Source organism: Paenalicyclobacillus cellulosilyticus (assembly GCF_014647315.1).
GTDB classification, from domain to species: domain Bacteria; phylum Bacillota; class Bacilli; order Alicyclobacillales; family Alicyclobacillaceae; genus Alicyclobacillus_J; species Alicyclobacillus_J cellulosilyticus.
In genome coordinates this window covers 61,725-85,438 of the sequence record NZ_BMOY01000006.1, presented here as the reverse complement: position 1 = coordinate 85,438, position 23,714 = coordinate 61,725, and the positions used below count along the sequence as shown (strand labels likewise).

The 23,714-nt window shown below is 61.2% G+C and carries 18 protein-coding genes and 1 tRNA gene; 16 read left to right on the top strand and 3 right to left on the bottom strand.

Annotated elements, in window-relative coordinates; genetic code table 11:
- The 9 genes from IEX97_RS03335 to IEX97_RS03295 all read left to right on the top strand — a co-directional run.
- The coding region (locus IEX97_RS03335) for an oligopeptide/dipeptide ABC transporter ATP-binding protein (protein ID WP_188881132.1) at nt 1-415 on the top strand (415 nt) is incomplete at its 5' end.
- 53 nt (nt 416-468) lie between these two features.
- Complete coding sequence (locus IEX97_RS03330; RefSeq protein ID WP_188881131.1) at nt 469-1,494, top strand: oligopeptide/dipeptide ABC transporter ATP-binding protein; 1,026 nt, start codon at nt 469-471, stop codon at nt 1,492-1,494.
- Between the two features lie 344 nt (nt 1,495-1,838).
- Nucleotides 1,839-4,469 (top strand): delta endotoxin C-terminal domain-containing protein, encoded by a 2,631-nt coding sequence (locus IEX97_RS03325; protein ID WP_188881130.1) that lies wholly within the window; start codon nt 1,839-1,841, stop codon nt 4,467-4,469.
- Nucleotides 4,470-4,622: 153 nt separating this feature from the next.
- Entirely contained in the window at nt 4,623-6,104 is a 1,482-nt protein-coding gene (locus tag IEX97_RS03320) for an alpha-N-arabinofuranosidase (protein WP_188881129.1), read from the top strand.
- A gap of 54 nt (nt 6,105-6,158) precedes the next feature.
- A complete protein-coding gene (locus IEX97_RS03315; protein ID WP_229776321.1) occupies nt 6,159-7,193 on the top strand; it encodes an arabinan endo-1,5-alpha-L-arabinosidase in 1,035 nt (344 codons plus the stop codon).
- Between the two features lie 174 nt (nt 7,194-7,367).
- Nucleotides 7,368-8,885, top strand: a complete 1,518-nt coding sequence (gene arfA / locus IEX97_RS03310) for an arabinosylfuranosidase ArfA (protein WP_188881128.1) — start codon at nt 7,368-7,370, stop codon at nt 8,883-8,885.
- 152 nt (nt 8,886-9,037) lie between these two features.
- The gene (locus IEX97_RS03305) at nt 9,038-9,733 is read left to right on the top strand and encodes an HAD family hydrolase (protein ID WP_229776319.1); all 696 of its coding nucleotides are present in this window, start codon (nt 9,038-9,040) and stop codon (nt 9,731-9,733) included.
- Between the two features lie 53 nt (nt 9,734-9,786).
- Complete coding sequence (locus IEX97_RS03300; protein WP_188881125.1) at nt 9,787-11,133, top strand: sn-glycerol-1-phosphate dehydrogenase; 1,347 nt, start codon at nt 9,787-9,789, stop codon at nt 11,131-11,133.
- A gap of 39 nt (nt 11,134-11,172) precedes the next feature.
- The gene (locus tag IEX97_RS03295) at nt 11,173-12,636 is read left to right on the top strand and encodes an MATE family efflux transporter (protein WP_188881124.1); all 1,464 of its coding nucleotides are present in this window, start codon (nt 11,173-11,175) and stop codon (nt 12,634-12,636) included.
- A 9-nt stretch (nt 12,637-12,645) separates the two neighbouring features.
- On the opposite strand, the gene IEX97_RS03290 is transcribed toward IEX97_RS03295, so the two are convergent.
- A complete protein-coding gene (locus tag IEX97_RS03290) occupies nt 12,646-13,038 on the bottom strand; it encodes a DUF2512 family protein (protein ID WP_188881123.1) in 393 nt (130 codons plus the stop codon).
- A gap of 185 nt (nt 13,039-13,223) precedes the next feature.
- Between IEX97_RS03290 and IEX97_RS03285 the strand changes: the two genes are divergently transcribed.
- Complete coding sequence (locus IEX97_RS03285; protein ID WP_188881122.1) at nt 13,224-14,168, top strand: polysaccharide deacetylase family protein; 945 nt, start codon at nt 13,224-13,226, stop codon at nt 14,166-14,168.
- On the opposite strand, the gene IEX97_RS03280 is transcribed toward IEX97_RS03285, so the two are convergent.
- Nucleotides 14,157-14,232: transfer RNA gene (locus IEX97_RS03280), tRNA-Pro, on the bottom strand. The two genes, IEX97_RS03285 and IEX97_RS03280, sit on opposite strands and share 12 nt — an antisense overlap.
- A gap of 114 nt (nt 14,233-14,346) precedes the next feature.
- Between IEX97_RS03280 and IEX97_RS03275 the strand changes: the two genes are divergently transcribed.
- The gene (locus tag IEX97_RS03275; protein ID WP_188881121.1) at nt 14,347-16,761 is read left to right on the top strand and encodes a UvrD-helicase domain-containing protein; all 2,415 of its coding nucleotides are present in this window, start codon (nt 14,347-14,349) and stop codon (nt 16,759-16,761) included.
- Nucleotides 16,748-18,847 (top strand): NAD-dependent DNA ligase LigA, encoded by a 2,100-nt coding sequence (gene ligA / locus IEX97_RS03270; RefSeq protein WP_188881120.1) that lies wholly within the window; start codon nt 16,748-16,750, stop codon nt 18,845-18,847. The genes IEX97_RS03275 and ligA overlap by 14 nt, the downstream gene beginning before the upstream one ends.
- Before the next feature lie 105 nt (nt 18,848-18,952).
- On the opposite strand, the gene IEX97_RS03265 is transcribed toward ligA, so the two are convergent.
- Entirely contained in the window at nt 18,953-19,099 is a 147-nt protein-coding gene (locus IEX97_RS03265) for a hypothetical protein (RefSeq protein ID WP_188881119.1), read from the bottom strand.
- Nucleotides 19,100-19,340: 241 nt separating this feature from the next.
- Between IEX97_RS03265 and IEX97_RS03260 the strand changes: the two genes are divergently transcribed.
- From IEX97_RS03260 to gatB, 4 genes are all read left to right on the top strand, one after another.
- On the top strand, nt 19,341-20,309 hold the full coding sequence (locus tag IEX97_RS03260) for an MraY family glycosyltransferase (protein ID WP_188881118.1): 969 nt from the start codon (nt 19,341-19,343) through the stop codon (nt 20,307-20,309).
- 196 nt (nt 20,310-20,505) lie between these two features.
- Nucleotides 20,506-20,799 (top strand): Asp-tRNA(Asn)/Glu-tRNA(Gln) amidotransferase subunit GatC, encoded by a 294-nt coding sequence (gene gatC / locus IEX97_RS03255; protein ID WP_188881117.1) that lies wholly within the window; start codon nt 20,506-20,508, stop codon nt 20,797-20,799.
- Between the two features lie 3 nt (nt 20,800-20,802).
- Entirely contained in the window at nt 20,803-22,254 is a 1,452-nt protein-coding gene (gene gatA / locus IEX97_RS03250; RefSeq protein ID WP_188881115.1) for an Asp-tRNA(Asn)/Glu-tRNA(Gln) amidotransferase subunit GatA, read from the top strand.
- Complete coding sequence (gene gatB, locus IEX97_RS03245) at nt 22,251-23,696, top strand: Asp-tRNA(Asn)/Glu-tRNA(Gln) amidotransferase subunit GatB (protein ID WP_188881114.1); 1,446 nt, start codon at nt 22,251-22,253, stop codon at nt 23,694-23,696. Before gatA ends, gatB begins: the two co-directional genes overlap by 4 nt.
- The last annotated feature ends 18 nt before the right edge of the window (nt 23,697-23,714 follow it).

Sequence of the window (23,714 nt, the reverse complement as noted above, 5' to 3'; positions counted from 1 at the left end):
GCCACCGAATCCGTCAGTTTCTGGACAACAAACGCCGTCAACTTATGGCCATTATACGCTGGCTGTAACACTATTGGTAACACATGACATAGGGATAGTAGCTCAGGTTGCCGACTATGTGGGGGTAATGTACGCAGGTAAGTTAGTCGAATTCAGTGACGTCTACCGATTATTTAAACATCCACGGCATCCGTACACCAAGGGTTTGATTGAGTCGACTCCATCATTGGTTTCTGACAATGAAAATATCGTGCAAATCAGTGGTTCGCCACCAGATCTGCGGCACTTACCCTCTGGTTGTGTTTTTCATCCAAGGTGCCCTCGCGCCGACAATATTTGCAAGAGCGTTGAACCGGTTCGGACCTTTAACGAATTCGGCGATTTGGTTGTGTGTCACCTACCTTACGCAGAGTAAAATCTTCACTTCTAACGATTCATACGCCCATACGGGTGGAGGGAGGTTTTCAGTTGAACAACCTTGTTGAACTCGAAAACGTGAGCGTTTCTTTTGTTAAAAAAAAAGGTCTCTTTGGGAAACCTGATCGCGTTGCGGCGCTCAGCGAGGTGAATTTTCGGCTTGCTCCTAGTGAGGTGGTTGCACTCGTTGGAGAGAGTGGATGTGGTAAGACGACTCTTGCGCGTGTGGTGACTGGGTTGCAAAAACCCACAAGCGGTATGGTGCGCTATAAAGGGAAAGATATCTGGCGATTGAGTAAAAAGGAGTTTCTGGAATATCGACGAGATGTTCAATTGATGATGCAGGATTCGTATGCGGCATTGAATCCTATGCGGAGTGTAGAACAGTCGTTGATACCTCCGCTATTGCGCCATAACATTGCAAAGAACCACCGCAGTGCTCGAGAAAAAGTCGTTGAATTGCTCGAAAGCGTAGGGTTGACACCGGGAGAACAGTTTCTGGGAAAATATCCCCATCAACTGAGCGGGGGACAGAGGCAGCGTGTCTGCTTGGCGCGCGCCATCTCAATAGATCCTAAGGTGATTGTAGCTGACGAGCCTGTTTCAGCTGTGGATGTTTCGTTACGCCTATCAATACTAAATTTGATGTCAAGATTGAACAAAGAGCGCGGTATCGCTTTCATCTATATTACTCATGATTTATCCACGGCTCGTTATATCGCGAACCATGGTCGCATGGTAGTCATGTACTTAGGGAGAGTTGTTCAAACGGGAAATGTTCATGATTTGTTGGCCAATCCCACACACCCATATCTGCGTGCTTTGCTCTCGGCGGTTCCGGTACCCGATCCGGAGATATCAAGAAAAAAGCGCATGGTCCAATTAAGAAGCATGGATATGCCTAACCCTACAAATCCACCTTCAGGATGCAGTTTTCATCCACGCTGTCCCATCGCTATCGACAAGTGTGCGCAAGTGGTTCCTGAGCTGCGCGTCTTGAACGGTAGTGAGGTGGCTTGCCATTTAGCTGAAGAGGGGACGAAATGGTCTCTAGTGGATCATTATCAACAATCGTAAGTGAACTTTGGCTTGATAACATCTCATGCTCAGTTTTTCGCTTTATGGCTGTTGAAGTGCGGGTATAGTTGCCCCTTATTAGCCGTTATGGCGAGGTTGGGACAGAACGGGATGCACTTGGATCCGGGTGAACGAGGCGTGAATGTCTCGGATTTTTCTTCAGATGTGGTACACAATAGCGTATTGCATATTGAACTTGGATTTGATCAGGTTTTGGATTGAAGCGGTGCGATCATCGCTGCAATATCTTCCATTACATGAAAACTACTATTGTCTGAGGTGATTAGATAATGATGCGAAGGCTTGTGTTCCGCATAGCATCAGCCGTTTCGGGTGTAGTTTTGATGAGCGGACTGGTTCCTGTTCAGGAGGCTTTGTCAGCTTCCAGGCAGCAATTGGTAGTCAATATAGCAGCGGATACCGGACCAGTTCTCCATGAGGCTAATGGGGCTCTTTATGGATTGACTCACCCAGGGACTCCAAGCATTAACACACTCATTCCATTAAAGCCGTACCTGGTTGAGCAAAAACCTACCGGGGGACTGCAGCATCCTGGCGGAGATGCCACCTATCTTGGAAACGAGTTCTCAAAGGTAGGCGGAAAACAGATATTTATTTATATGCAAGATATCTACGCTCATTTTCCATATGAACACCTTGGAATCAAAAGTTATCTTGCTCATGTCACTTCGATAGTCCGTACCGTGTTAGCCACGTCTAACCCTGATCTATACGTCTTTGTCCCTTTTAACGAGCCAGATTGGATTTGGTACAACACAGGAAGTAACGAACAGATATTTTTCCAGGACTGGCGTACTGTCTACAGAAAGATTAAATCCCTGTATCCAAAAGCGAAAATTGCGGGTCCAAATCTGTCTTACTATAATGCGGCGTTCTTCAGCGACTTCCTGTATTTCTGTCGCGAAAACCATTGTCTCCCAGATATATTTACATGGCATGAATTAAATCCGAATTCCCTAGCAGGGTGGTCTACTGATTACGCGAGCTACAGGAGCATAGAAAGTGGTCTTGGTATTAAACCAATCCCAGTATGTATCACTGAGTACGGGAATTTCCGGGACTTATCCGTCCCGGGCAGGTTGGTTCAATGGATATCGAAATTCGAGAATAGTAAGGTATCCGCTGCCATGGCATACTGGCATGCGGCTGGAAATATGGACGATCTTATCGTACAAAATGCTTTTGGTAACGGAGCGTGGTGGCTATTTAAATGGTATGCAGACATGACAGGCGACACTGTCCAGGTGACTCCACCAGTCGTAGATACGACAGAGGGTTTACAAGGATTGGCCTCTCTGGACAAGCGAAATAGGCAAGTTCACATCCTCTTCGGAGGAGCCAGCGGAAACTCGGATATTGTAATAAATGGATTTAGTACTGCGAAATATTTTGGTACAAGCGTGCATGTTACCGTTTGGGAGTCAGATTGGTCGGGGTACGAAGGTGCTTCCAACGGGCCTGCATTGAAGATCGACGGGATCTTTCCCGTAATCAATGGTCGCGTTGTTGTCCCGGTGAGCAACATGAAGGCATCTGCAGCCTACAATATGATTATCACGCCCGCAACCGATTCGGGGGATACAAAGTGGGTCGGAGTCCAACAACCGTGGTCGGCTTCGTACGAGGCGGAGAAGGCGAAGATAACCGATGCCAAGGTGTTGTATGGGGGTTCAGACGCGGACGCCAATAACAATTATAATTCCGGCGGAGCGCGTGTTGGGTATATTAACAACCCTGATAGTCTGGTTAGATTTACCGTACATGTACCATATTCGGGTCGTTATGCGATGACCATTTTTTATGACAACGGTTGGAGAAATTGGGCGTTACAACGCCTGAAGGTGGATAACCATCCGTGGCAACTTATCGAGTATCCAACAGACATTGCATGGAATTTCGTGAGGACGAAGGTAGTCTACGTGAATTTGAGCAAAGGAGTTCATACTATAACTTTCGGAGCGTACCCGGATCCAAACCATATCGATGCGAATACAGTCGAACTCGATCGGATCGATCTAACTTTTTTGCCTCCGCGTAACAGCACACCGGATTTCGATGTGATAAATCGTTATGCCGCAGAATATGCCCAGCTTTCTGGGAGTGCGGTAGTTGAGTATGGCAAAAATTCGGGTTATCCAGGACACGGCTATGTCAGCGGATATGAAAACAGCAATAGTGCAAGTACTAACTTTGTTGTAAGCGTCGATAAGGACGGTTTTTATGACGTGCGGCTGTGCTACTCTGCTGGCCCTGTCACTGGGTCGCCAAATGATAGGGTTGTAAAGATGCAGTTGAATGGATCATTCCTCGAATATGTGGATCTTCCAAGTACAGGTTCGTGGGACAAGTGGGGTGTTGTCGACGAAAAAATATTCTTGCAGGCCGGTATTAACAACATAACGTTTTCTGCATTTACCAATGATAATCGTGACGACGTTGTTCTGAACTATATTGACTTAACACCCGACCATGGAGATTCAAAAAAGATTCTGACACTTGAAGCGGAATCGAAGAAGAATTCACTTGGTGGAATAGCTCGCGTCCTGAGTGATCCGCATGCTTCTGGGGGTAAATATGTAGCTTTAACTGCAAATACGAAGGGTAGTTCTAACATTAAGTTCAATGATATACATGTTCCGGAATCTGGGTTATATCGATTGGTGATTCGGTATTCAAACGGTGAATTTGTTGACGCCAATGGGGGAGTGAATAGTTACAATCTCAATGTTGTGGATTGCGCTGCGGATATTAGCGTAAATGGTGGCGCATCTAAGAGGGTCTATTTCCGTAATACGTATGCGGATAACAACTTTTGGACCACCGTTATGGACGTATACCTGCGCAAAGGGATGAACACGATTGAATTTTCCAATAAACACTCAGGTGCGCTGAACATAGATAACATTCAGATTGCGTCAGCGTTCTTGGATGATGCGAGTCATGGAGCGAACTGAAAGGTCGTACTCGGTGGCGCGTGTGATCCGGTGAAATGCTCAGCATGCCCTCTATGAGCTTGAAGTTTGGGTGAGAGGACGTAGGCTAATTTAATCAGTGAAAGAACCAGTCGTGAATGACTTACAGACACCGCAGGAAAGAAGGCAGACTTTATGACACATCGTCTCATTGTGGATACCGCGAGGCCAAAGGGCACAATCCATCGCTATATCTACGGTCACTTTGCGGAGCACCTCGGACGGTGTATTTACGGCGGCATCTGGGTCGGAGAAGAGTCAGACATCCCGAACACGCAAGGCATCCGCAACGACGTGCTTGAAGCGCTCAAAAGGATTCGCATTCCGGTGCTTCGTTGGCCCGGCGGGTGTTTCGCCGATACGTATCATTGGAAGGACGGAGTCGGTCCAAGGGCACAGAGGAAGCGGACGGTCAACGTGCATTGGGGCCGGGTCATAGAAGGCAATGATTTCGGAACACATGAGTTCATGCTTCTATGTGAATTGTTAGCCTGCGAACCATACATTTGTGGAAATGTGGGCAGCGGTACGGTTGAGGAGATGCAGGATTGGATTGAGTACATGACCTTCGACGGCGACTCGACCATGGCCAACTGGCGCCGCGAGAATGGAAGAGAGCACCCCTGGAAGCTCAGGTTTTTCGGGATTGGGAACGAGAGTTGGGGCTGCGGGGGTCACATGCGCCCTGAATACTACGCAGATGTCTACCGTCGCTATCAGACTTTTGTCCGAGGATACGGAGAACAGCCCATATATCGGATTGCGTGCGGCGCAAGTGACCATAACTATCATTGGACTGAGGTTTTGATGCGTGAAGCAGGGAGATACTTAGATGGAATAAGTCTCCATTACTACACCATTCCTGGCACGTGGGAGCATAAGGGTTCCGCCGTGGAATTTACCGAGGACGAATGGTTTGTCACCATGAAAAAGGCGCTTGTCATGGATGAATTGATTGCGAAGCACGCTGCGATCATGGACCAGTACGATCCAGACAGACGCGTCGGGCTCATTGTGGACGAGTGGGGCACTTGGTATGATCCGGAGCCTGGGACGAATCCGGCTTTCTTGTATCAGCAAAATACCATGCGCGATGCGGTGGTGGCAGGTGTCACACTCAACATCTTCAATAACCGTTGTGATCGCGTATTGATGGCGAACCTTGCGCAGCTTGTGAACGTGTTGCAGGCACCCATTCTCACGGACGGTCCGCACATGGTATTGACGCCGACGTACCACGTCTTTGAGATGTACAAGGTCCACCAGGATGCTCAATTGCTTCCTGTAAGCATTGCGTCCACCGATGTGTATGCACATGGAGGAGAGGAATTGCCGCGGGTCAGTGTTTCGGCCTCCAAAGACGGGGCTGGTCAAGTCCATGTGACCCTGTGCAACATCGATCATGCGAATTCGGCCCATGTGACCATCGAGTTTCGTGGTCAAGAGATTCAACGTGTCGTTGGTACGATTCTCACTGCATCCGACATGTCGGCCCACAATACGTTCGAGCAACCGAATGCTGTGCAACCGACTGCATTTGATGCGATGTCGATCCGCGCAAACCATCTGGACGCGCTGTTGCCTCCTATGTCGGTGGTGCTTCTGAGTGCATTGTAATATGGCCACGCGCTTGTGAACGGATCAACGTACGGGACACGGGAGGGTTTGCCTGTGCTGCGTAAATCACCCAAGCGGGTGCTGGGCTGGATGATGGGCCTGATGGCCGCAATCAGCATGGTGATGGATGTGACCGCAAACGCTACGCCTGGACTGGATTACGATTTTGTGCACGATCCGTCGATGGTGCGGGACGGTCATACGTTCTACGTGTTTTCGACAGGTGACCCGCAGGGCGCGATCGGCGGCGGCAACATCCAGATTCGCAGTTCCACGGACCTGGTTCATTGGAAGTACGTCGGTACCGTTTTCGACACCATCCCTTCTTGGATCACGGATCAGGTCGGGAATATCCCAAATCTGTGGGCTCCCGACGTGTCCTATTACCACGGGCAGTATCAAGTTTATTATGCCGGTTCTTCCTTTGGTTCGAACAACTCTGTGATTGGCCTGGCCACCAACAAAACGCTGGATCCACGCAGTCCACAGTACAAGTGGATCGACCGCGGCATGGTATTTCAGTCGACTTCTGCCGACCCGTTTAACGCCATCGATCCGAATTTTACTGTGGATGCCAATGGACAACCGTGGTTGGTATTCGGCTCGTTCTGGTCGGGCATCAAGATGATCAAACTGAATCCGAATACAGGAAAACCGGTCGGCAGTCCGCCCAAGGTGTATTCGTTGGCGTACCGGCCCGAAATGCCTCACGCCATTGAAGCACCCAGCCTCGTTTATCGTAAACCGTATTATTACCTGTTCGTTTCGTTTGGCTTCTGCTGCCGAGGTGTGGACAGCACGTACACCATTCGCGTGGGCAGGTCAAAGAACATCACGGGTCCCTATGTGGACAAAAGTGGCAAGCCGATGATGCAAGGCGGCGGAACATTGCTGCTCGGTAATCAAGGGGACATGATAGGTCCCGGGGGGCAGTCGGTGTATCGCGATGGCAACACGTACTACCTGGTTTATCATTTTTATGACGCCTCCGACGCCGGAAATCCGAAGTTGCAGATTCGGAAACTCACTTGGACGAAGGACGGCTGGCCCGTCGCGGGTCACATCGTGATTCCAGCCCCGTACTATTGAGCCGGCGGGGAGGATGAAATCGCACATCCGTGTGCAAACATGCGTTCCTGTGCTTGACAGCCATCCTTTGTTGTCGCTACTATATTAACATAAATGCTATGTAATTAATTTGATTATTAATGTGATGCCAAGTCGATCACGACGAAGAACTGAACGCGAAAGGTGATGACCCGCATGTCAACCCACACAGCGAAACTCTACCTTGACCCCGCGTTCACGCTGGCGCAGGTCGACCCGCGCCTCTACGGGTCGTTCATCGAACACCTCGGCCGGGCGGTGTACGGAGGCATCTATGAGCCGGAGCATCCCACAGCTGACGACATGGGTTTCCGCCGCGACGTGATGGAACTCGTCCAAGCGCTCCAGGTTCCCATCGTCCGCTATCCGGGCGGGAATTTCGTGTCCGGCTACCATTGGGAGGACGGCGTCGGGCCGGTGGCGGAGCGCAAGCGGCGGCTCGACTTGGCCTGGCGTTCGACGGAGCCGAATTGGGTCGGCACCAATGAATTTGCCGCTTGGTGCCAGCGCGTCGGCGCCGAGGTGATGATGGCGGTCAACCTCGGTACGCGCGGCATCGACGCGGCGCGCAACCTGGTGGAGTACTGCAACCACCCGTCGGGATCGTACTGGAGCGACCTGCGCATCGCCCACGGCGTGCGCGAGCCGCACCGCATCAAGGTGTGGTGTCTGGGCAACGAGATGGACGGCCCGTGGCAGATTGGCCACAAGACGGCGGACGAGTACGGCCGGTTAGCGGCCGAGACGGCCAAGGCCATGAAGTGGGTGGACCCGTCCATCGAACTGGTGGCCTGCGGCAGCTCGAACGCGCACATGCCGACCTTTCCGCAGTGGGAGGCGACCGTCCTCGAGCACACGTACGATCACGTCGAGTACTTGTCGCTGCATACGTACTATGGGAACCGGGACGGCGATACGCCGAACTTCCTGGCGCAGTCGCTCGACATGGACCAGTTCATCCGCACGGTCGTCGCGACGTGCGATTACGTGAAGGCGAAGAAGCGCAGCAAGAAGACGATGTACCTGTCGTTCGACGAGTGGAACGTCTGGTTCCATTCGAACGAGGCGGACAAGAAGGTCACGCCCTGGTCGGTGGCGCCGCCGCTGCTCGAGGACGTGTACACGTTCGAGGATGCGTTGCTCGTGGGTTGCATGCTCATCACCCTGCTCAAGCACGCAGACCGGGTGAAGATTGCGTGCCTCGCGCAGTTGGTGAACGTGATTGCCCCCATCATGACGGAGAACGGCGGCCCGGCCTGGCGGCAGACCATCTACTACCCGTTTTTGCACGCGTCGCGTTTTGGCCGCGGGACGGTGCTCCACACGCCGGTGCAGTCGCCGGTGTACGACACCAAGACGTTCACCGACGTGCCGTACCTGGAAGCCACGGCGGTCTGGCGCGAAGAGGACGACGAGCTGACCGTGTTTGCGGTCAACCGCCATCTCACCGATCCGCTCCGCCTCACGGCCGATGTGCGTGGGTTCGCGGGCTACCAGGTCAAGGAGCACATCGTGCTCGTCCACGATGACCTAAAGGCGACGAACACGAAGGACCATCCGGACAACGTGGTGCCACGGGCTGGCGGGGATGCGCGCGTCGAAGGGGGCGAGCTCACCGCAACCCTGCCCAAGGCGTCGTGGAACGTCATCCGCCTGGCGCGGGCAAGCCGCTGACGCGGCGCGGGCGGCGATGCGGTACAATGGGGGATGGGCCGTGCTGCCACGGCCCGTCTTCCATGATGGAATCAGCGAAAGCGATGGTGGCATCCGTGGTTTCTGACGCAACGCGTGCACGTGCAACTCCGGCCAGTGCGGCAGCATCCGCCGTGCGTCCGCCCTGGCCGGAAGCCATCCTGTTCGATCTCGACGGCACCCTGTTCCGGACGGAGACGCTGTCGTTGCCCGCGTACCACGCGACGTTTGATCGCCTGCGGGCCGAAGGGTTGTGGCAGGGCGCGACGCCGCCCGAGGAAAGGTTTCTCGGCAGCCTGGGGATGCTCTTGCCGGAGATCTGGCGGCGGGTGCTGGGCGATGATGCCTCCCCGCAACTGGTGCAGCGGGCGGATGCGCTGCTGCTCGAACAACAGCTGCAAAAGCTGCGGGAGGGGTTCGGCGTCCTCTACCCCGGTGTGGCGGAGACGCTCGCGGCGCTGGCGGATCGCGGCATACGGCTGTTCGTGGCGAGCAACGGCCTGGAGGCGTATGTAAAGGAAGTCATCCGGCACAAAGGGGTCGCCCGTCTGTTCACCGGCTTGTACAGCGCGGGCGAGTACCGGACGCGGTCCAAGGTGGAGTTGGTGCGGCTCATCCTGGACCAACACGGCATCCGCCGGGCGTGGATGGTGGGAGACAGGGCGTCCGACGTGGAAGCCGGCAAGGAAAACGGCCTGTTTGTCGTCGGCTGTGACTACGCCGCGTTTCACGAGGACGGCGAGCTGCAGGGAGCGGACGTCGTCATCCACGCGTTTTCAGAGCTGTTGGGGCTCGTGGCGGCGGCGGAGCCTGCTCCGGGAGCGCCGTGAGGCACAAGGGACGCAGGAAATGGATCATGGGCTAGCGAAGGGGGCTGGGAGAGATGGAGATTGCGCGCGCATGGTTGGGCCGGCCGGTTGCCTGCGCGTGCGGCCGTACGCACGAGGTGCCGATTGCGCACGTCCATGTCGGCCCCGGCGCGGCGGCGACGCTCTCCGGGTGGCTGGCGGAACGGGGCGTGCAGCGCATCCTCCTCGTGGCGGACGCGAACACGTACGACGTACACGGCCGCGAGGTGTTGGCGGCGCTGGAGGCGCGGGGGTTCGCCGCCGGGGTGCACGTCTTTCCGCAGCGGCACGGTTTGCTCCCGGACGAGCAGGCGGTCGCGGCGGTGGAAGCCGCGCTTGCGGATGCCGCCCCCGACGTCGCGATCGCGGTGGGCAGCGGCGTGATCAACGATACGGTGCGCTACGCGTCGTTCCGCCGCGGCGTGCCGTACGTGGTGGCGGCGACGGCGCCCTCGATGGACGGGTACGCGTCGAGCGTGGCGGCGATGCAGTTCGCCGGGGTGAAGACGACGCTGCCGGCGCACGCACCGCAGGCCATCTTCGCCGATCCGGCGGTGCTTGCGGCGGCGCCGTGGCCGCTGGTGCAGGCAGGTTACGGCGACCTCATCGGCAAGGCGATCTCGCTCCTCGATTGGAAGCTGTCGCGGACGCTGTTCGGCGAGTACTTCTGCCCGGAGGCGTACCGGATGGTGCTGGCGCCGATGCGTTACTGCGCCGAGCACGCGGCGGAGATCAGGGCGCGCAGCGAAACGGCGGTGGCGGCGCTGTTCGCCGGGCTCATCAACTCCGGCATCGCGATGGCGATGATGGGCAACTCGCGCCCGTGCAGCGGCAGCGAGCACCATTGCTCTCATTTCTGGGACCTGTTGGCTTACCGGGGCGAGCGGGATCACATGGCGCACGGGTTGCAGGTGGGCTATGCGACGCGCTGGATGATGCGCTTCTACCGTTGGACCGCGCGTTGGTTGCAGGCGCGCACGGCGAACGGCGGGCGGGTCACGCAGGTGACGCTGCCTCCCTGGACGGAAGCCGAGGACCAGGCGGCGCGCAGCTTCTATGGCGCGGGTGCGGAGGAGATCATCGCGGCGCAGCGCGAGAAGCGGCGCTGGCTGGCAGACCATCCGCTGCCGGCGGAGGGTGTCGCGGCAGACGAGATCTTGGCGGCGCTCGAGCCGGAGTTGTCGCTGTTTGCCGCGGTCGAGGCGTCGCTTGACGCGATGGATATCCCTCAAGACCCGCGCGGCCTCGATCTCGACGCGCGCCAACTGCGCCTGACGTTCCTGCGCGCGTACGAGCTGCGATCCCGCTTCACGGTGTTTGATTTTCTCGTCAGCCAGGGGTTGTTGGCTGCGGCGGTCGACGGGGTGCTCGCGGAGGCGTGAAGCGGTGGATCTCCCCGGGACGCGGAGGTTTGTGGTAAGATGAAGCGGCGCCCTGCTGGCATCTGGGCTGGCAGGGCGCCGCTGTTTTCGCACCGGGAAGAGGGGGATGGGACGGTGCTCGCTTTATGGAAACGCATCCTGACGCTCGCCCTGCCCTCCATCGCGACGTTTTCCTCCATGACGTTCACCGGGATGCTGACGCTGGTCATCGTCGGTCGTTTGGGGGCGGCGGCCATTACGGTGGTCGGCATCAGCAACATCATCATGTACAACACCTGGGCCTTGTTCGCCGGGATCAACGAGGCGGTCAACTACCTGGTCGCGCAGAACTACGGCGAGGGCACGATGCGGGAAGGCAACGAGCGCATGCAGGCGGCGCTCTGGCTGTCGCTTGGGTGTTCGGCGCTTGTGTTGTTGGGCAGTCTGGCGTTGCCCGCCCACATCTTCGCATGGATGGGCGCCAATGCCCAGTTGGTGCGGGACGGCGCACCCTACCTGCAGGCCAGGATGTGGGCGTTTGCGTTTTCTATCCTGAGCAACGTGTATTTCGCGTACATGCGGGCGGTCGGCGACACCAAGACGCCGATGTACATCTCGCTTGGGACGAACGTGCTTTTGGTCACCCTCACCTACGGCTGGACGTATGGCCGCTTCGGCCTGCCGCAGGGCGGTCTCACCGCGGCCGGGCTGTCCATGGTCGTCAGCGAGGGAATAGGGTTTCTCTTATGCCTCGCGGTGCACTACGGCTTGTACCACCGCCGCTTTGCCACCCGCGCCTGGTACGCGGTTTCGCCGTCGCAGATGGCCGTGGTGGGCCGCGAGAGCGTGAAGCTCTCCGCGATGGAATTGGCGATGAGCCTCGGCATGCTGGTGTTCACCGCCTGCATCACCTCGCTCGGGACGGCCGCGGTGGCGGCCAACGAGATTGCGCTCAACATCTTGTCGCTCGGGTTCATGCCGGCCAACGGCTTCGGGATGGCAGCCACCATCGCGGTCGGGCAGGAGCTGGGTGCGGGGCGGCCGCTGGTGGCGCGGCGGGTGGGGCTGCACACCGTCGGACTGGGCGTGGCGTTCATGGCGCTGTTCTCCGTCTTTCTGCTCGTCTGCGCCGGTCCGGTGGCCCGCATCTACACCTCCGATCCCAAGGTCGTCGCGCTCGCGGTGGGTCTCATTCACCTGGCGTCGGCGGTGCAGCTGTTCGACGGCGGCGGCATCATCTTCGGCGGCGGTCTGCGCGGGGTGGGCGACACCACCTACCTGTTCCGCATCTCCGCGCTCCTCAACTGGCTGGTGTTCGTGCCTTTGACCATCGTCCTCACGCGTTTCCTGCACCTCGGACAGACCGGGGCATGGGTGGCGTTGTGCACGCTGATTGTGCTCATGTGTTTCGCCAACGGAGCCCGCTACGTATGGCTGCGCTGGGAGGCGTTGCTGACCGTGTCCGCGGCGCAGGCCGGGCGAGACCGGCGCGCTGCGCGGGAGGACGTGTTGACGCCGGGGTGATGGGTCGGGTTAGCGCCGCCATCCGAACAGGTTGACGCCCACGTACCGGTGCAGGGCGGCTTCCAACGGAGCGGCGCCCGCGGCAAGGAGGACGGCTGCGAGCACGGTCATGCGCGTCCGCGGCCAGGCCTGCGGCACCGCCCAGATGATGGCGGCCATCGCGGGCCAGCCGAGAAGAAGGCTCCGCAGGTTGCCAAGGCGCGGGACGATGACGAGATCGGCCAGCGCACCGATGGCGGTCAGCACGCCTGCGGTCACGAGGATGGGGGCGAGCGACCGCCACCACGATCCGCCGTAGAGACTCGGCACCAGGTAGTCGGCGATGAGCAGCACAGCGGTGAAGCCGGCGCATTTGAGCATCGCGTTTTGCACGGTCACTGCGATGGTCTGTGGATACCGCACGGGGATGTCTCCTTTGCTTCGTCCTTGCTCAGGGTTTCCGGCCGGCGCCGGGGTTATGCGCGTGTTCGCCGCGACTCGCATGCCCATTTGGCTGCGCGGGGATACTTTGCGCGGGGATACACTGTGCATCGCACGCACGACGGAGAGGGGCGTGGCGAACCGTGATGCAGCGAGGCCGAGCGGGCATGGTGCGACGGCGTCCGGCGATCCGTTGGGGGTTCATGGCTGGAGGCGTCTTCCTAACAGGGGTCAGTTTGGCCTTGGCTGCGGCAGCCATGCCGGCGCGGGCGGCCTCGCGGCAGGCGGCAGACTGCGCTCTGCACCCGGCCATGGCTGCCCCAGCGGCTGCCGCGGCTGCGGTCAAGGCAAAGGCGGCTCCCGGCGACAAGGTGTTGTACCTGACGTTCGATGACGGTCCCAGCCCGCGTTACACGCCCTTGATCCTCGACGTGTTGAAACGGGAACACGTGCGGGCGACGTTTTTCGTACTCGGCGAGCGCAGCACCTGGTATCCGTGGCTTGTGCGGCGGGAACGGGCGGAAGGACACGAGATAGGCAACCACGGTTATGTGCATCGGTTGATCACGGAGGAGCCGGAAGCGCAAATGGTGGCCGACGTGCGGCGCGCGGATGCGGCCATCCGGCGGGCGAGCGGGATTCTTCCATTATATTTCCGCCCACCGGGAGGAGCGGTGACGCCGCAAGCTCGCCGGGTGCTCAACCGGCTTGGTCACCCGATTGCCCTCTGGAGCGTAGATTCTCAGGATTGGCGGCCGGGCACGAGCACCATGGCCATTGTGCGTGCGGTGATGCGCGATGCGCGTCCAGGCGCGGTCGTCTTGTTCCACGACGGGGTATCGAACAGTCGCCGCACCGCCGAGGCGCTGCCGGTCATCATCCGGCACCTGCGCGCGCGCGGCTACCGTTTTGACGTCTTGCCCATCCACCTTCACGTCGGGGTGGTCCGGTCGTTTCCTTGTGCGGCGAGCCCCGCGCGTCTCGGGCAGTTGGTGCGACCCGCGGCACGAGGGCGGGATGCCGACGCGGAAGCGTCGGGAACAAGCGCGGGCACGCCCGCCAAATCAAAAGCGCCGCCCATCCCGGCGGCGCCACAGGCATGGTCGGAATGACAGGGCTCGAACCTGCGACCTCACGGTCCCGAACCGTGCGCTCTACCACCTGAGCTACATTCCGTCATCGACGCAAGCTAATATAGCACGGCGCCGCCGCAAAAGTCAATGGCTCGCCGAACTCCTGGTATAATGGACCGTAGCACGGAGCGAGGTGGGCGCGATGTGGACACCCGGGATGGCGACAGACGCGGGGAGCATCCTGGCCGGACTGAATCCGGAACAGCGGCGGGCGGTCGAGACGGTGGACGGCCCGGTGCTGGTGGTCGCCGGTGCCGGCAGCGGCAAGACGAGTGTGCTGACACGCCGGGTGGCGTATTTGATGCAGGTGCGGCGCGTGCCGCCCTGGGCCATCCTGGCCATCACGTTCACCAACAAAGCGGCGCGGGAACTGCAGGAGCGGTTGACGGCGTTGGTCGGTCCCCACGCGGCCGACATCTGGGCCACGACCTTTCACAGCATGTGCGTGCGCATCCTGCGCCGGGACATCGACCGCCTGGGTTACCGCAGCAACTTCACGGTGCTCGACGACGCGGACCAGCTTGCGGTGATCCGCCGCATCCTGCAGGACCAAAACGTCGATGTCAAGCGGTTTGATCCGCGCGCGGTGCTCTCGGCCATCAGCGCCGCCAAAAACGCGCTCCGATCCGCCGCCCGCGTCCGCGACATGGCGGGCAACCCGTTTGAACGGGTGGTGGGGGATGCGTACCTGGAGTATGAGCGGCGCCTGAAGGTGAACAACGCCCTCGATTTCGACGACCTCATCATGCGCACGGTCCAGTTGTTTGAACAGGAGCCGGACGTGCTCGCGTTCTACCATCATAAGTTCCACTACATCCATGTCGACGAGTATCAGGACACCAACCACGCCCAGTACCGGCTCGTCTCCCTGCTCGCGCAGAAACGGCGCAACCTGTGCGTCGTCGGCGACTCCGACCAGGCCATCTACGGTTGGCGCGGGGCGGACATCACCAACATCCTGGAGTTTGAGCGAGATTACCCGGACGCCACCGTCATCCGCTTGGAACAAAACTACCGTTCGACCAAGACCATCCTCGCCATCGCCAACGAGGTCATCCGTCACAACCAGGCGCGCAAAGAGAAGACCCTGTGGACCGACCGCCCGCAGGGAGAGAAGGCGACCTTGTTCGTCGCACCGGACGAGCGGGCGGAGGCCGCCTACATCGCGGAGAAGATCCTCTGGCATCGCCAGCAAGGCGTGCTGTACCGGGACATGGCGGTGCTGTACCGGACCAACGCGCAGAGCCGCGTGATTGAAGAGTTGCTGCTGCAGGCCGGCATCCCGTACCGCATCTACGGCGGCGTGCGGTTTTACGAGCGCAAGGAGGTCAAGGACATCCTCGCCTATCTGCGCGTCATCGCCAACCCGGCCGATGACGCGAGCCTGGAGCGGATCATCAACGTCCCGAAGCGCGGCATCGGCGAAGGCACCCTCGGGCGGCTGCAGGCGTTCGCCCGCGCGGAGGGCATCCCGCTGTTCGCCGCGCTCGCGCACGCCGAGGAGGCGGGTGTCACCCCGCGTTTTCTCGGCGCCATCCGCGCATTCGTCGAGCTCATCCATGCACTCTCCGCCATGCGCGCGTACCTCACGCTCACGGAATTGACCGAGGCGGTGTTGGAAAAGACCGGTTACCGGGAAGCCCTTGCGGCCGAGGGAACCCTCGAGGCGCAGGCGCGCCTGGAGAACGTGGCGGAGCTTTTGACCCTCACGCGCGAGTTTGACGCCAAATTCGCGAGCCAGGGCGGCGGGGCGGAAGCGGCGAACGGTGCGGATGCGGCGGCCGCGGGGGTTGCTCCGGCAGGGGCGGCGGTTTCCGGTGCCGCGGGAGGGGCACTGGAAGCATTCCTGACAGAGCTCGCCCTCTTGTCCGACACGGACCTCGCCGGCGGCCGCCCGCAGACGGACGCGCCGCAAGGGGACGAGGTGTCCTTGATGACCCTCCACAGCGCCAAAGGGTTGGAGTTTCCCGTGGTCTTTCTGCCTGGTCTCGAAGAAGGGCTTTTCCCGCACAGCCGCGCGCTCGGCAGCGACCCGGAGTTGGAAGAGGAGCGGCGCCTGTGCTATGTCGGGATCACGCGGGCGAAGGACAAGCTGTATCTGACGGCCTGCGCGGCGCGGACCATCTACGGCCAGTTCCAGGTGACGCGGCCATCCCGGTTTCTCGAGGAGATGCCGAAGGAGTGGCTGGAGCTCGATCCCGGCTACCGCAGCCACCGCACACCGGGGTGGCAGGCGGCATCCGGGGCGGCGGCATCCGGGGCGGTCAGCGGGCGCGTCGCGGCTGCGGACACGGGAGATCGCGGCGGGTATGACCCCGCCCGCCGCGGCGGCGGTCAGCTCATCGTCCCCAAGTCGTTCGGGGCCGACCTCAGCGTCTCGTACCGCCCCAACGATGTGGTCGAGCACCGCAAGTGGGGCAAGGGCACGGTCCTCGCCGTGGACGGCGAAGGGGAGGACATGGAGCTGCGCATCCGGTTTGCGCCGCCCATCGGCGAGCGGGTGCTGTTGGCCCGCTTCGCGCCCATCCGCAAGGTGACGGAAGGAAAGGAAGGTTCACATGGCGCACGTTGACGTGGAGCTGGCGCAGGTGCGCGCCCGGGACGCCATTCCGGCGGACGAGGCGGAGGCGGCGGCGCGGGCGGAGCTCTTGCGCCGGGCCATCCGCTATCACGACGAGCGGTACTACATGGAGGACAATCCGGAGGTCTCGGACGCCGAATACGACGCCTTGGTGCGAGAACTGATGGCCATCGAGGCACGGTTTCCCGCGTTGGTCACACCCGACTCGCCGACGCAGCGGGTCGGCGGCCAACCGGCCGCCGCGTTCGCCAAGGTCCGCCACGACACGCCGATGCTGTCGCTCGCGAACGCCTACAGCCCGGAGGAGATGTACGAGTTTGACCGCCGCGTCCGCCAGGTGTTGGGCGATGACGTGGAGTACGTGTGCGAGCTGAAGATCGACGGGCTCGCCGTCTCCCTCCGCTACGAGGGGGGTGTGTTGGTGCGCGGGGCGACGCGCGGCGACGGAGAAACCGGGGAGGACATCACGGCGAACCTGCGCACGGTGCGCAACGTTCCGCTTCGCCTGCGCGATCCGGTGACCGTCGAGGTCCGCGGCGAGGCGTACATGCCGAAGCACGCGTTTGTCCGCCTGAATCAGCAGCGCGAGCAAGCGGGCGAACCCCTGTTCGCGAACCCGCGCAACGCGGCGGCAGGATCGCTGCGCCAACTCGATCCGGAGGTCGCCCGCAGCCGCGGTTTGGCGGTGTTCATCTACATGGTCGTCGATCCGCCGGCCGGGATCGCCACGCATGCGGAGGCGCTCGATTGGGCGGCGGCACAGGGGTTGCCGACGAATCCGGAGCGCCGGACATTCCGGCGGATGGAGGACGTGATGGCCCACATCCAGGCGTGGGCCGAACGGAGGCACGACCTCCCGTACGCGACCGACGGCATGGTGGTGAAGGTCAACCGCCTCGACGACCAGGCGCGGCTCGGCGCGACGGCGAAGAGCCCGCGCTGGGCGGTGGCGTACAAGTACGCGGCGGAGCAGGCGGAGACGGTGCTGCGCGAGGTGGTGTGGAGCGTCGGACGCACGGGTGCGGTGACCCCCACCGCGGTGTTCGATCCGGTGTTCCTGGCGGGCACCACGGTGACGCGCGCCTCGCTGCACAACGAGGACTACATCCGGGAGAAGGACATCCGCCTCGGGGATACCATCGTCGTACAAAAGGCGGGGGACATCATCCCGGAGGTGGTGCGCGTGGTGCCTGATCTGCGCACCGGTGCGGAGGTGCCCGTCGCGGTGCCCAAGGCATGTCCGCAGTGCGCGGCGCCGTTGGTGCGCCTGGAGGGTGAAGCCGCGTGGCGGTGCGTCAACCCGGCTTGCCCGGCACAAATCCGCGAGCGGCTCATCCACTTTGCCTCCCGCGACGCGATGAACATTGAGGGTCTCGGCGAGCAGTGGGTGACGCAGCTGTTGGCCCGCGGTCTCGTGCGCGATCCGGCCGATTTGTACACGTTGACGCGCGAACAGCTGCTGACGCTCGACCGCATGGGGGAGAAGTTGGCCGCCAATCTGCTCGGCGCCATCGCCCGCAGCAAGGAGAATTCGCTGGAGCGCCTCCTCTTCGCCCTCGGGATCCGGCACGTCGGGGAGAAGGCGGCAAAGACCATCGCGCAGGCGTTCGGCGACATGGACGCGTTGATGGCCGCGGGCGTCGAACAACTCACCGCCATCCCGGAGGTGGGGCCGAAGATGGCGGAGAGCATCGTCACGTATTTCCAAAGCGCGGCCGCGCAACAGCTCATCGCCCGGCTGAAGGCGGCGGGCGTGAACATGCGCTATCTTGGCGGTGAAGGGGACAACGCGCGCCCGCAACCGCTCGCGGGCAAAACGGTGGTCCTCACCGGCACGCTGTCCCGCTTCGACCGCAAGCGGGCGAGCGAACTCATCGCCTCGCTCGGCGGGAAGGTGACGGGCAGTGTGAGCGCCAAGACCGACGTGGTCATTGCCGGGGAAAAGGCGGGATCGAAACTGGAGAAGGCGCGCACGCTCCTCGCCACGGGACAGCGTCCGGACCTGGTCATCTGGGACGAGGAGGCGTTTGTGGCGCTGTTGCGCGAACACCTGCCCGAAGCGTTGCGGGAAGCGTAGGCGGCATGTGGTCGCGGCAGGGTGCGGCCCCCGCGGCTTGGCCGGGCTGCCGCAGGCGCGGCCGTGGCCGCATGAAGAAGACGGCGTATCGCGCGGGCGCGGCCGTCATTGGCGGCCGCGCATGAACTCCTGGACCGTCAGGCGCTCCTCGTTGCGGGCGTGGAACCACGTCACACGGGTGGAGTAGCGCCCGAGCGCGAAGGCGACTGGCAACAAGATGATGCACGCGAGGGCGATCTCATGGGCCGTCATGGGCATCCCTCCTGTCGGACCGGCCGTGCGGCTGTGCCGCCGCGAGGGTGCGCCGCCGCGGGGCCGGCCTCTCATGAGACATGTGTATGTGCGCGGGCAGGCCGGCATACCGGCCCGCACGCCGGATGAACTCGGGGATTTTCTGACATACATTCATCCGGGATGTTGTGGGGCGCCCGTCTCTGCTATAATGAACAATGGCTGGCAAACGCGATGACGATGTGCGTGGAGGATCTGTTGCATGGTACCGTCCTTGCCCATGTGGTATTACATCGCGAGCTTCCTCGTCGCCTTCCTGCTGGCGTACGGGTCCATCCCGTTCATCCGGCGTTGGGCGCTGAAGATAGGATTTGTGGACCGCCCGAATCACCGCAAGATCCACACGCAGCCCGTACCGCTGTTGGGCGGACTCTCCATCTACTTCAGCTTCGTGGTCACGGCGGGATTGTTCGGACCAGGCGGACACACCTTCTGGGGCATCGCCCTCGGCGGTTTGTTTATCTTCGCCATCGGTATCCTCGATGACTACTACAAGACGCACGGCAAGGACTTCAAAGCCTGGCCAAAGCTTTTGACGCAGGTGTTGGCCGCCTGCATCCTCGTCTTGTTCGGCATCAACATCAACGGCGTCAACCTGCCGTTTCAGCACGGTTACTTCGCCTTTCCGCTCTGGCTGTCCGTCCCGGCGACGGTCTTGTGGGTGGTTGCCATCACGAACATGATCAACTTCCTGGACGGGGTGGACGGGTTGGCGGCCGGGTTGTCCGCGATTTCCGCGGTGACGCTGTTCTTCATCGCCATGCTCAAAGGCCAGACGGCGATGGCCGTGTTTGCCATCGTCCTGATGGGCAGCGCCCTCGGTTTTCTCCGCCACAACTTTTTCCCAGCCCGCATTTTCATGGGCGATGCCGGTGCGACCTTCTTGGGCTATGTCTTGGCCGCCATCGCGGTGGACGGGGCGTTCAAGAGCGCCACGCTCGTCTCGCTGGTGGTCCCGGTATTGGCGCTCGGTGTGCCCATCCTCGACACCTTGTGGGTGATGATCCGGCGGTTCCGCGAAAATCGTCCGCTGTACGTGGCGGACAAGGGCCATACCTTCCACATGCTGATGCGCGCCGGCCTCAGCCAGATTCAAACTGTGGTATTCTTGTATCTGGTCGGCATCTGCTTCTCGTTGACGTCCATCGTGATCCAGTTGGTCGCCCGCTGAACGGACATTTCATGTTCCAAGGGCGGTGCCAAGGGCGCGGGACAGGACGCATGCGGCGGCTGCCGGGGCGTGGCCGCCGTCCTTTTTTCGTGCCTGGTCATCGCGATGGGTTTTCATGTGGCACGGTGTGCGGCCGGGCGACGTGGTGCGATGCGCCGGCCGTGTCCAGACCTTTGGCAGGGTAAGGAGGCGTTGGATGGTGAGGATCAGCGAAGACACGGTGCGCCAGGTGGCCAAGCTCGCCCGGCTGGCGGTGAGCGACGAAGAAGCGCAGCGTCTGGCGCCGCAGTTGGACGAGATCTTGAGCTACGCCGAACAGCTGCAGGAGGTGGATCTGAAGGGGGTCGCACCGACCAGCCATCCGTTTCCGCTTTTCAATGTGTTGCGCGAGGACGAGCCGCGCAAGAGCTTCCCGCGCGAAGTGATGCTCGCCAACGCGCCCGACACGGACGGTGAACAGGTGCGGGTGCCCGCGGTATTGGAGGGGTGAGCCATGGCGGTACATACGGTCAAGCAGGTAATGGAATCCATCCGCAAACGAGAGAGCAAGCCGTCCGAGTGGGTAGAGAGGGCGCTCGAACGGATTGAGCGCCTGGATGGGCGCATCGGTGCGTTTTTGGCGCTGGACGAGCAGGCGCTGGCGAAGGCGCGGGCGCTTGACGAACGGGCGCCGGATCATCCGTTGTTCGGCGTGCCGTATGCCCTCAAGGACAACATATGCACCGAGGGATTGCGGACCACGGCGGCGAGCCGCATCCTCGCCAACTACGTCCCGCCGTACTCGGCGACCGTGGCCCGCAAACTGGCGGAAACCGGCGCGGTGCTCGTCGGGAAAACCAACCTCGACGAGTTCGCCATGGGTTCGTCCACAGAGAACTCGGCGTTTCAAAAGACGCGCAACCCGTTTGACCTTGAGCGCGTTCCCGGCGGGTCGAGCGGCGGATCGGCCGCGGCGGTGGCGGCGGGCATGGTGCCGTTCGCCCTCGGCTCGGACACCGGCGGCTCCATCCGGCAGCCGGCCGCGTTTTGCGGCGTGGTCGGGCTCAAGCCGACCTACGGGCGCGTCTCCCGTTACGGGCTCATCGCGTTTGCGTCCTCGCTCGACCAGATTGGCCCGTTCACGCGCACGGTGGAGGACGCGGCGTGGGTATTGAACGCCATCTGCGGGCACGATCCGCTCGATTCCACATCCGCCCCGTTGCCGGCGGAGGACTTTACGCAAGGTCTCGATGCGGGTGTGCAAGGGTTGCGGATTGGGGTCGTCACCGACATCGACACCACCGGGCTCGATCCGGAGGTGAAGCGGGCGGTCGATGCGGCGGTCGCCGCCCTCGCGCGCGCCGGGGCGGAGGTGGTGGAGGTCAGCCTGCCGCACTGCCAGTACGCGGTGGCGACGTATTACCTCATCGCGCCGGCGGAGGCGTCGTCCAACCTGGCGCGCTACGACGGGGTGCGCTACGGATTGCGCGTGGAGACCGACTCGCTGGTGGAAACGTACGAGCGGACGCGCAGCGAAGGGTTCGGGACGGAGGTCAAGCGCCGCATCATCATCGGCACATACGCCCTCTCGTCCGGGTACTACGACGCGTACTACAAGCGGGCGCAGCAGATGCGGACGCTCATCCGCCAGGACTTCGAGGCGGCGTTTGCACGCTGCGACGTGATTGTCACGCCGACAGCGCCGACGACCGCGTTCCGCCTGGGGGAGAAGATCGACAACCCGCTGCAGATGTATCTGAACGACCTGTACACCATCCCGGCCAATCTGGCGGGCTTGCCGGGCATCAGCGTCCCGTGCGGCCTGTCGTCGCAAGGCCTGCCGATTGGACTGCAGATCCTGGCCAAGGCGTTCGATGAACGGACGCTGCTGCGGGTGGCGCGCGCGTACGAGCAGGTGCGCGGGTTCGAACTGCCGGTGCCGGATGTGGAGGGTGCTGCGCGATGAACTTCGAGACGGTCATCGGACTGGAAGTCCACGTCGAGCTGAAGACGAAGACGAAGATCTTTTGCGGCTGCGAGACCACGTTCGGCGCGCCGCCGAACACCAACGTCTGCCCGGTGTGCATGGGCCATCCCGGGACCCTGCCGGTGCTCAACCGGCAGGCGGTGGAGTTGGCGCTGCGTGCCGCGCTGGCGCTCAACTGCCGGATCAATCAGGATTGCAAGTTCGACCGCAAGAACTACTTTTACCCCGACCTGCCGAAGGGGTATCAGATCTCCCAGTACGACCAGCCCATCGGCGAGGATGGGTATGTGGAGATTGAGGTGGGCGGCGAGCGGAAGCGGATTGGCATCGTGCGCGTCCACCTGGAGGAGGATGCGGGCAAGTCGATGCACGCGCCGGACGGCAGTCACTCTCTCGTCGACTACAACCGGACCGGCGTGCCGTTGATTGAGATTGTGTCGAAGCCGGACATCCGCTCGCCGGAGGAGGCGCGGCTGTACCTGGAAACCATCCGCAGCATCATGCAGTACTGCGACGTGTCGGATTGCAAGATGGAGGAAGGGTCGCTGCGCTGCGACGCCAACATCTCGCTGCGCCCGGTGGGACAAGCGGCGTTCGGCGAGAAGACGGAGCTCAAAAACATCAACTCGTTCCGGTTCGTGCAGAAGGCGCTTGAGTACGAAGTCGAGCGGCAGACGGCCATCCTGCGCAGCGGCGGCAAGGTGGTGCAGGAGACGCGCCGGTTTGACGAGGCCACGCAGACCACCGTGTCCATGCGGACGAAGGAAGAGGCGCACGACTACCGCTACTTCCCCGAGCCGGATCTGGTGCGTCTGCACATCGACGACGAATGGCTGGCACGGGTGCGGGCGACCGTGCCGGAGCTGCCGCTCGCGAAGCGGGATCGCTACATGCGGGAGCTCAACCTGCCTGCGTACGACGCGGGCGTGCTCACGTCCGATCCGGGCGTGGCGGCCTATTTTGAGCAGGTGGTGGCTGCAGGTGCCGATCCGAAAGCGGCGAGCAACTGGGTGATGAGCGACCTGCTCGGGTACCTGAACGCCAACAACCTGAGCGTGGCGGACTCGCCGGTGCGTCCGGCGCAGCTGGCGGGGCTCATCGCCGAAGTGGACAAGGGCACCATCTCCATCAAGCAGGCGCGCGAGGTCTTCAAAGCGATGTGTGAGACGGGCAAGGACGCGCCGGTGCTCATCAAGGAGCTCGGGATGGAGCAGATCAGCGACGAGGCGGCGCTTTTGGGCATCGTCGACGAGGTCATCGCCAACAACCCGAAGTCGGTCGCCGATTACCAGGGCGGCAAGGAGAAGGCGCTCGGGGCGCTGGTCGGCCAGATCATGAAGGCGACGAAAGGTAAGGCCAATCCGGCGGTGGTCAACAAGCTCCTCCTCGAGCGGCTCGGCAAGCCGGGCGGGAACGCCTGAGCCGGCGTGGCGTGGGGA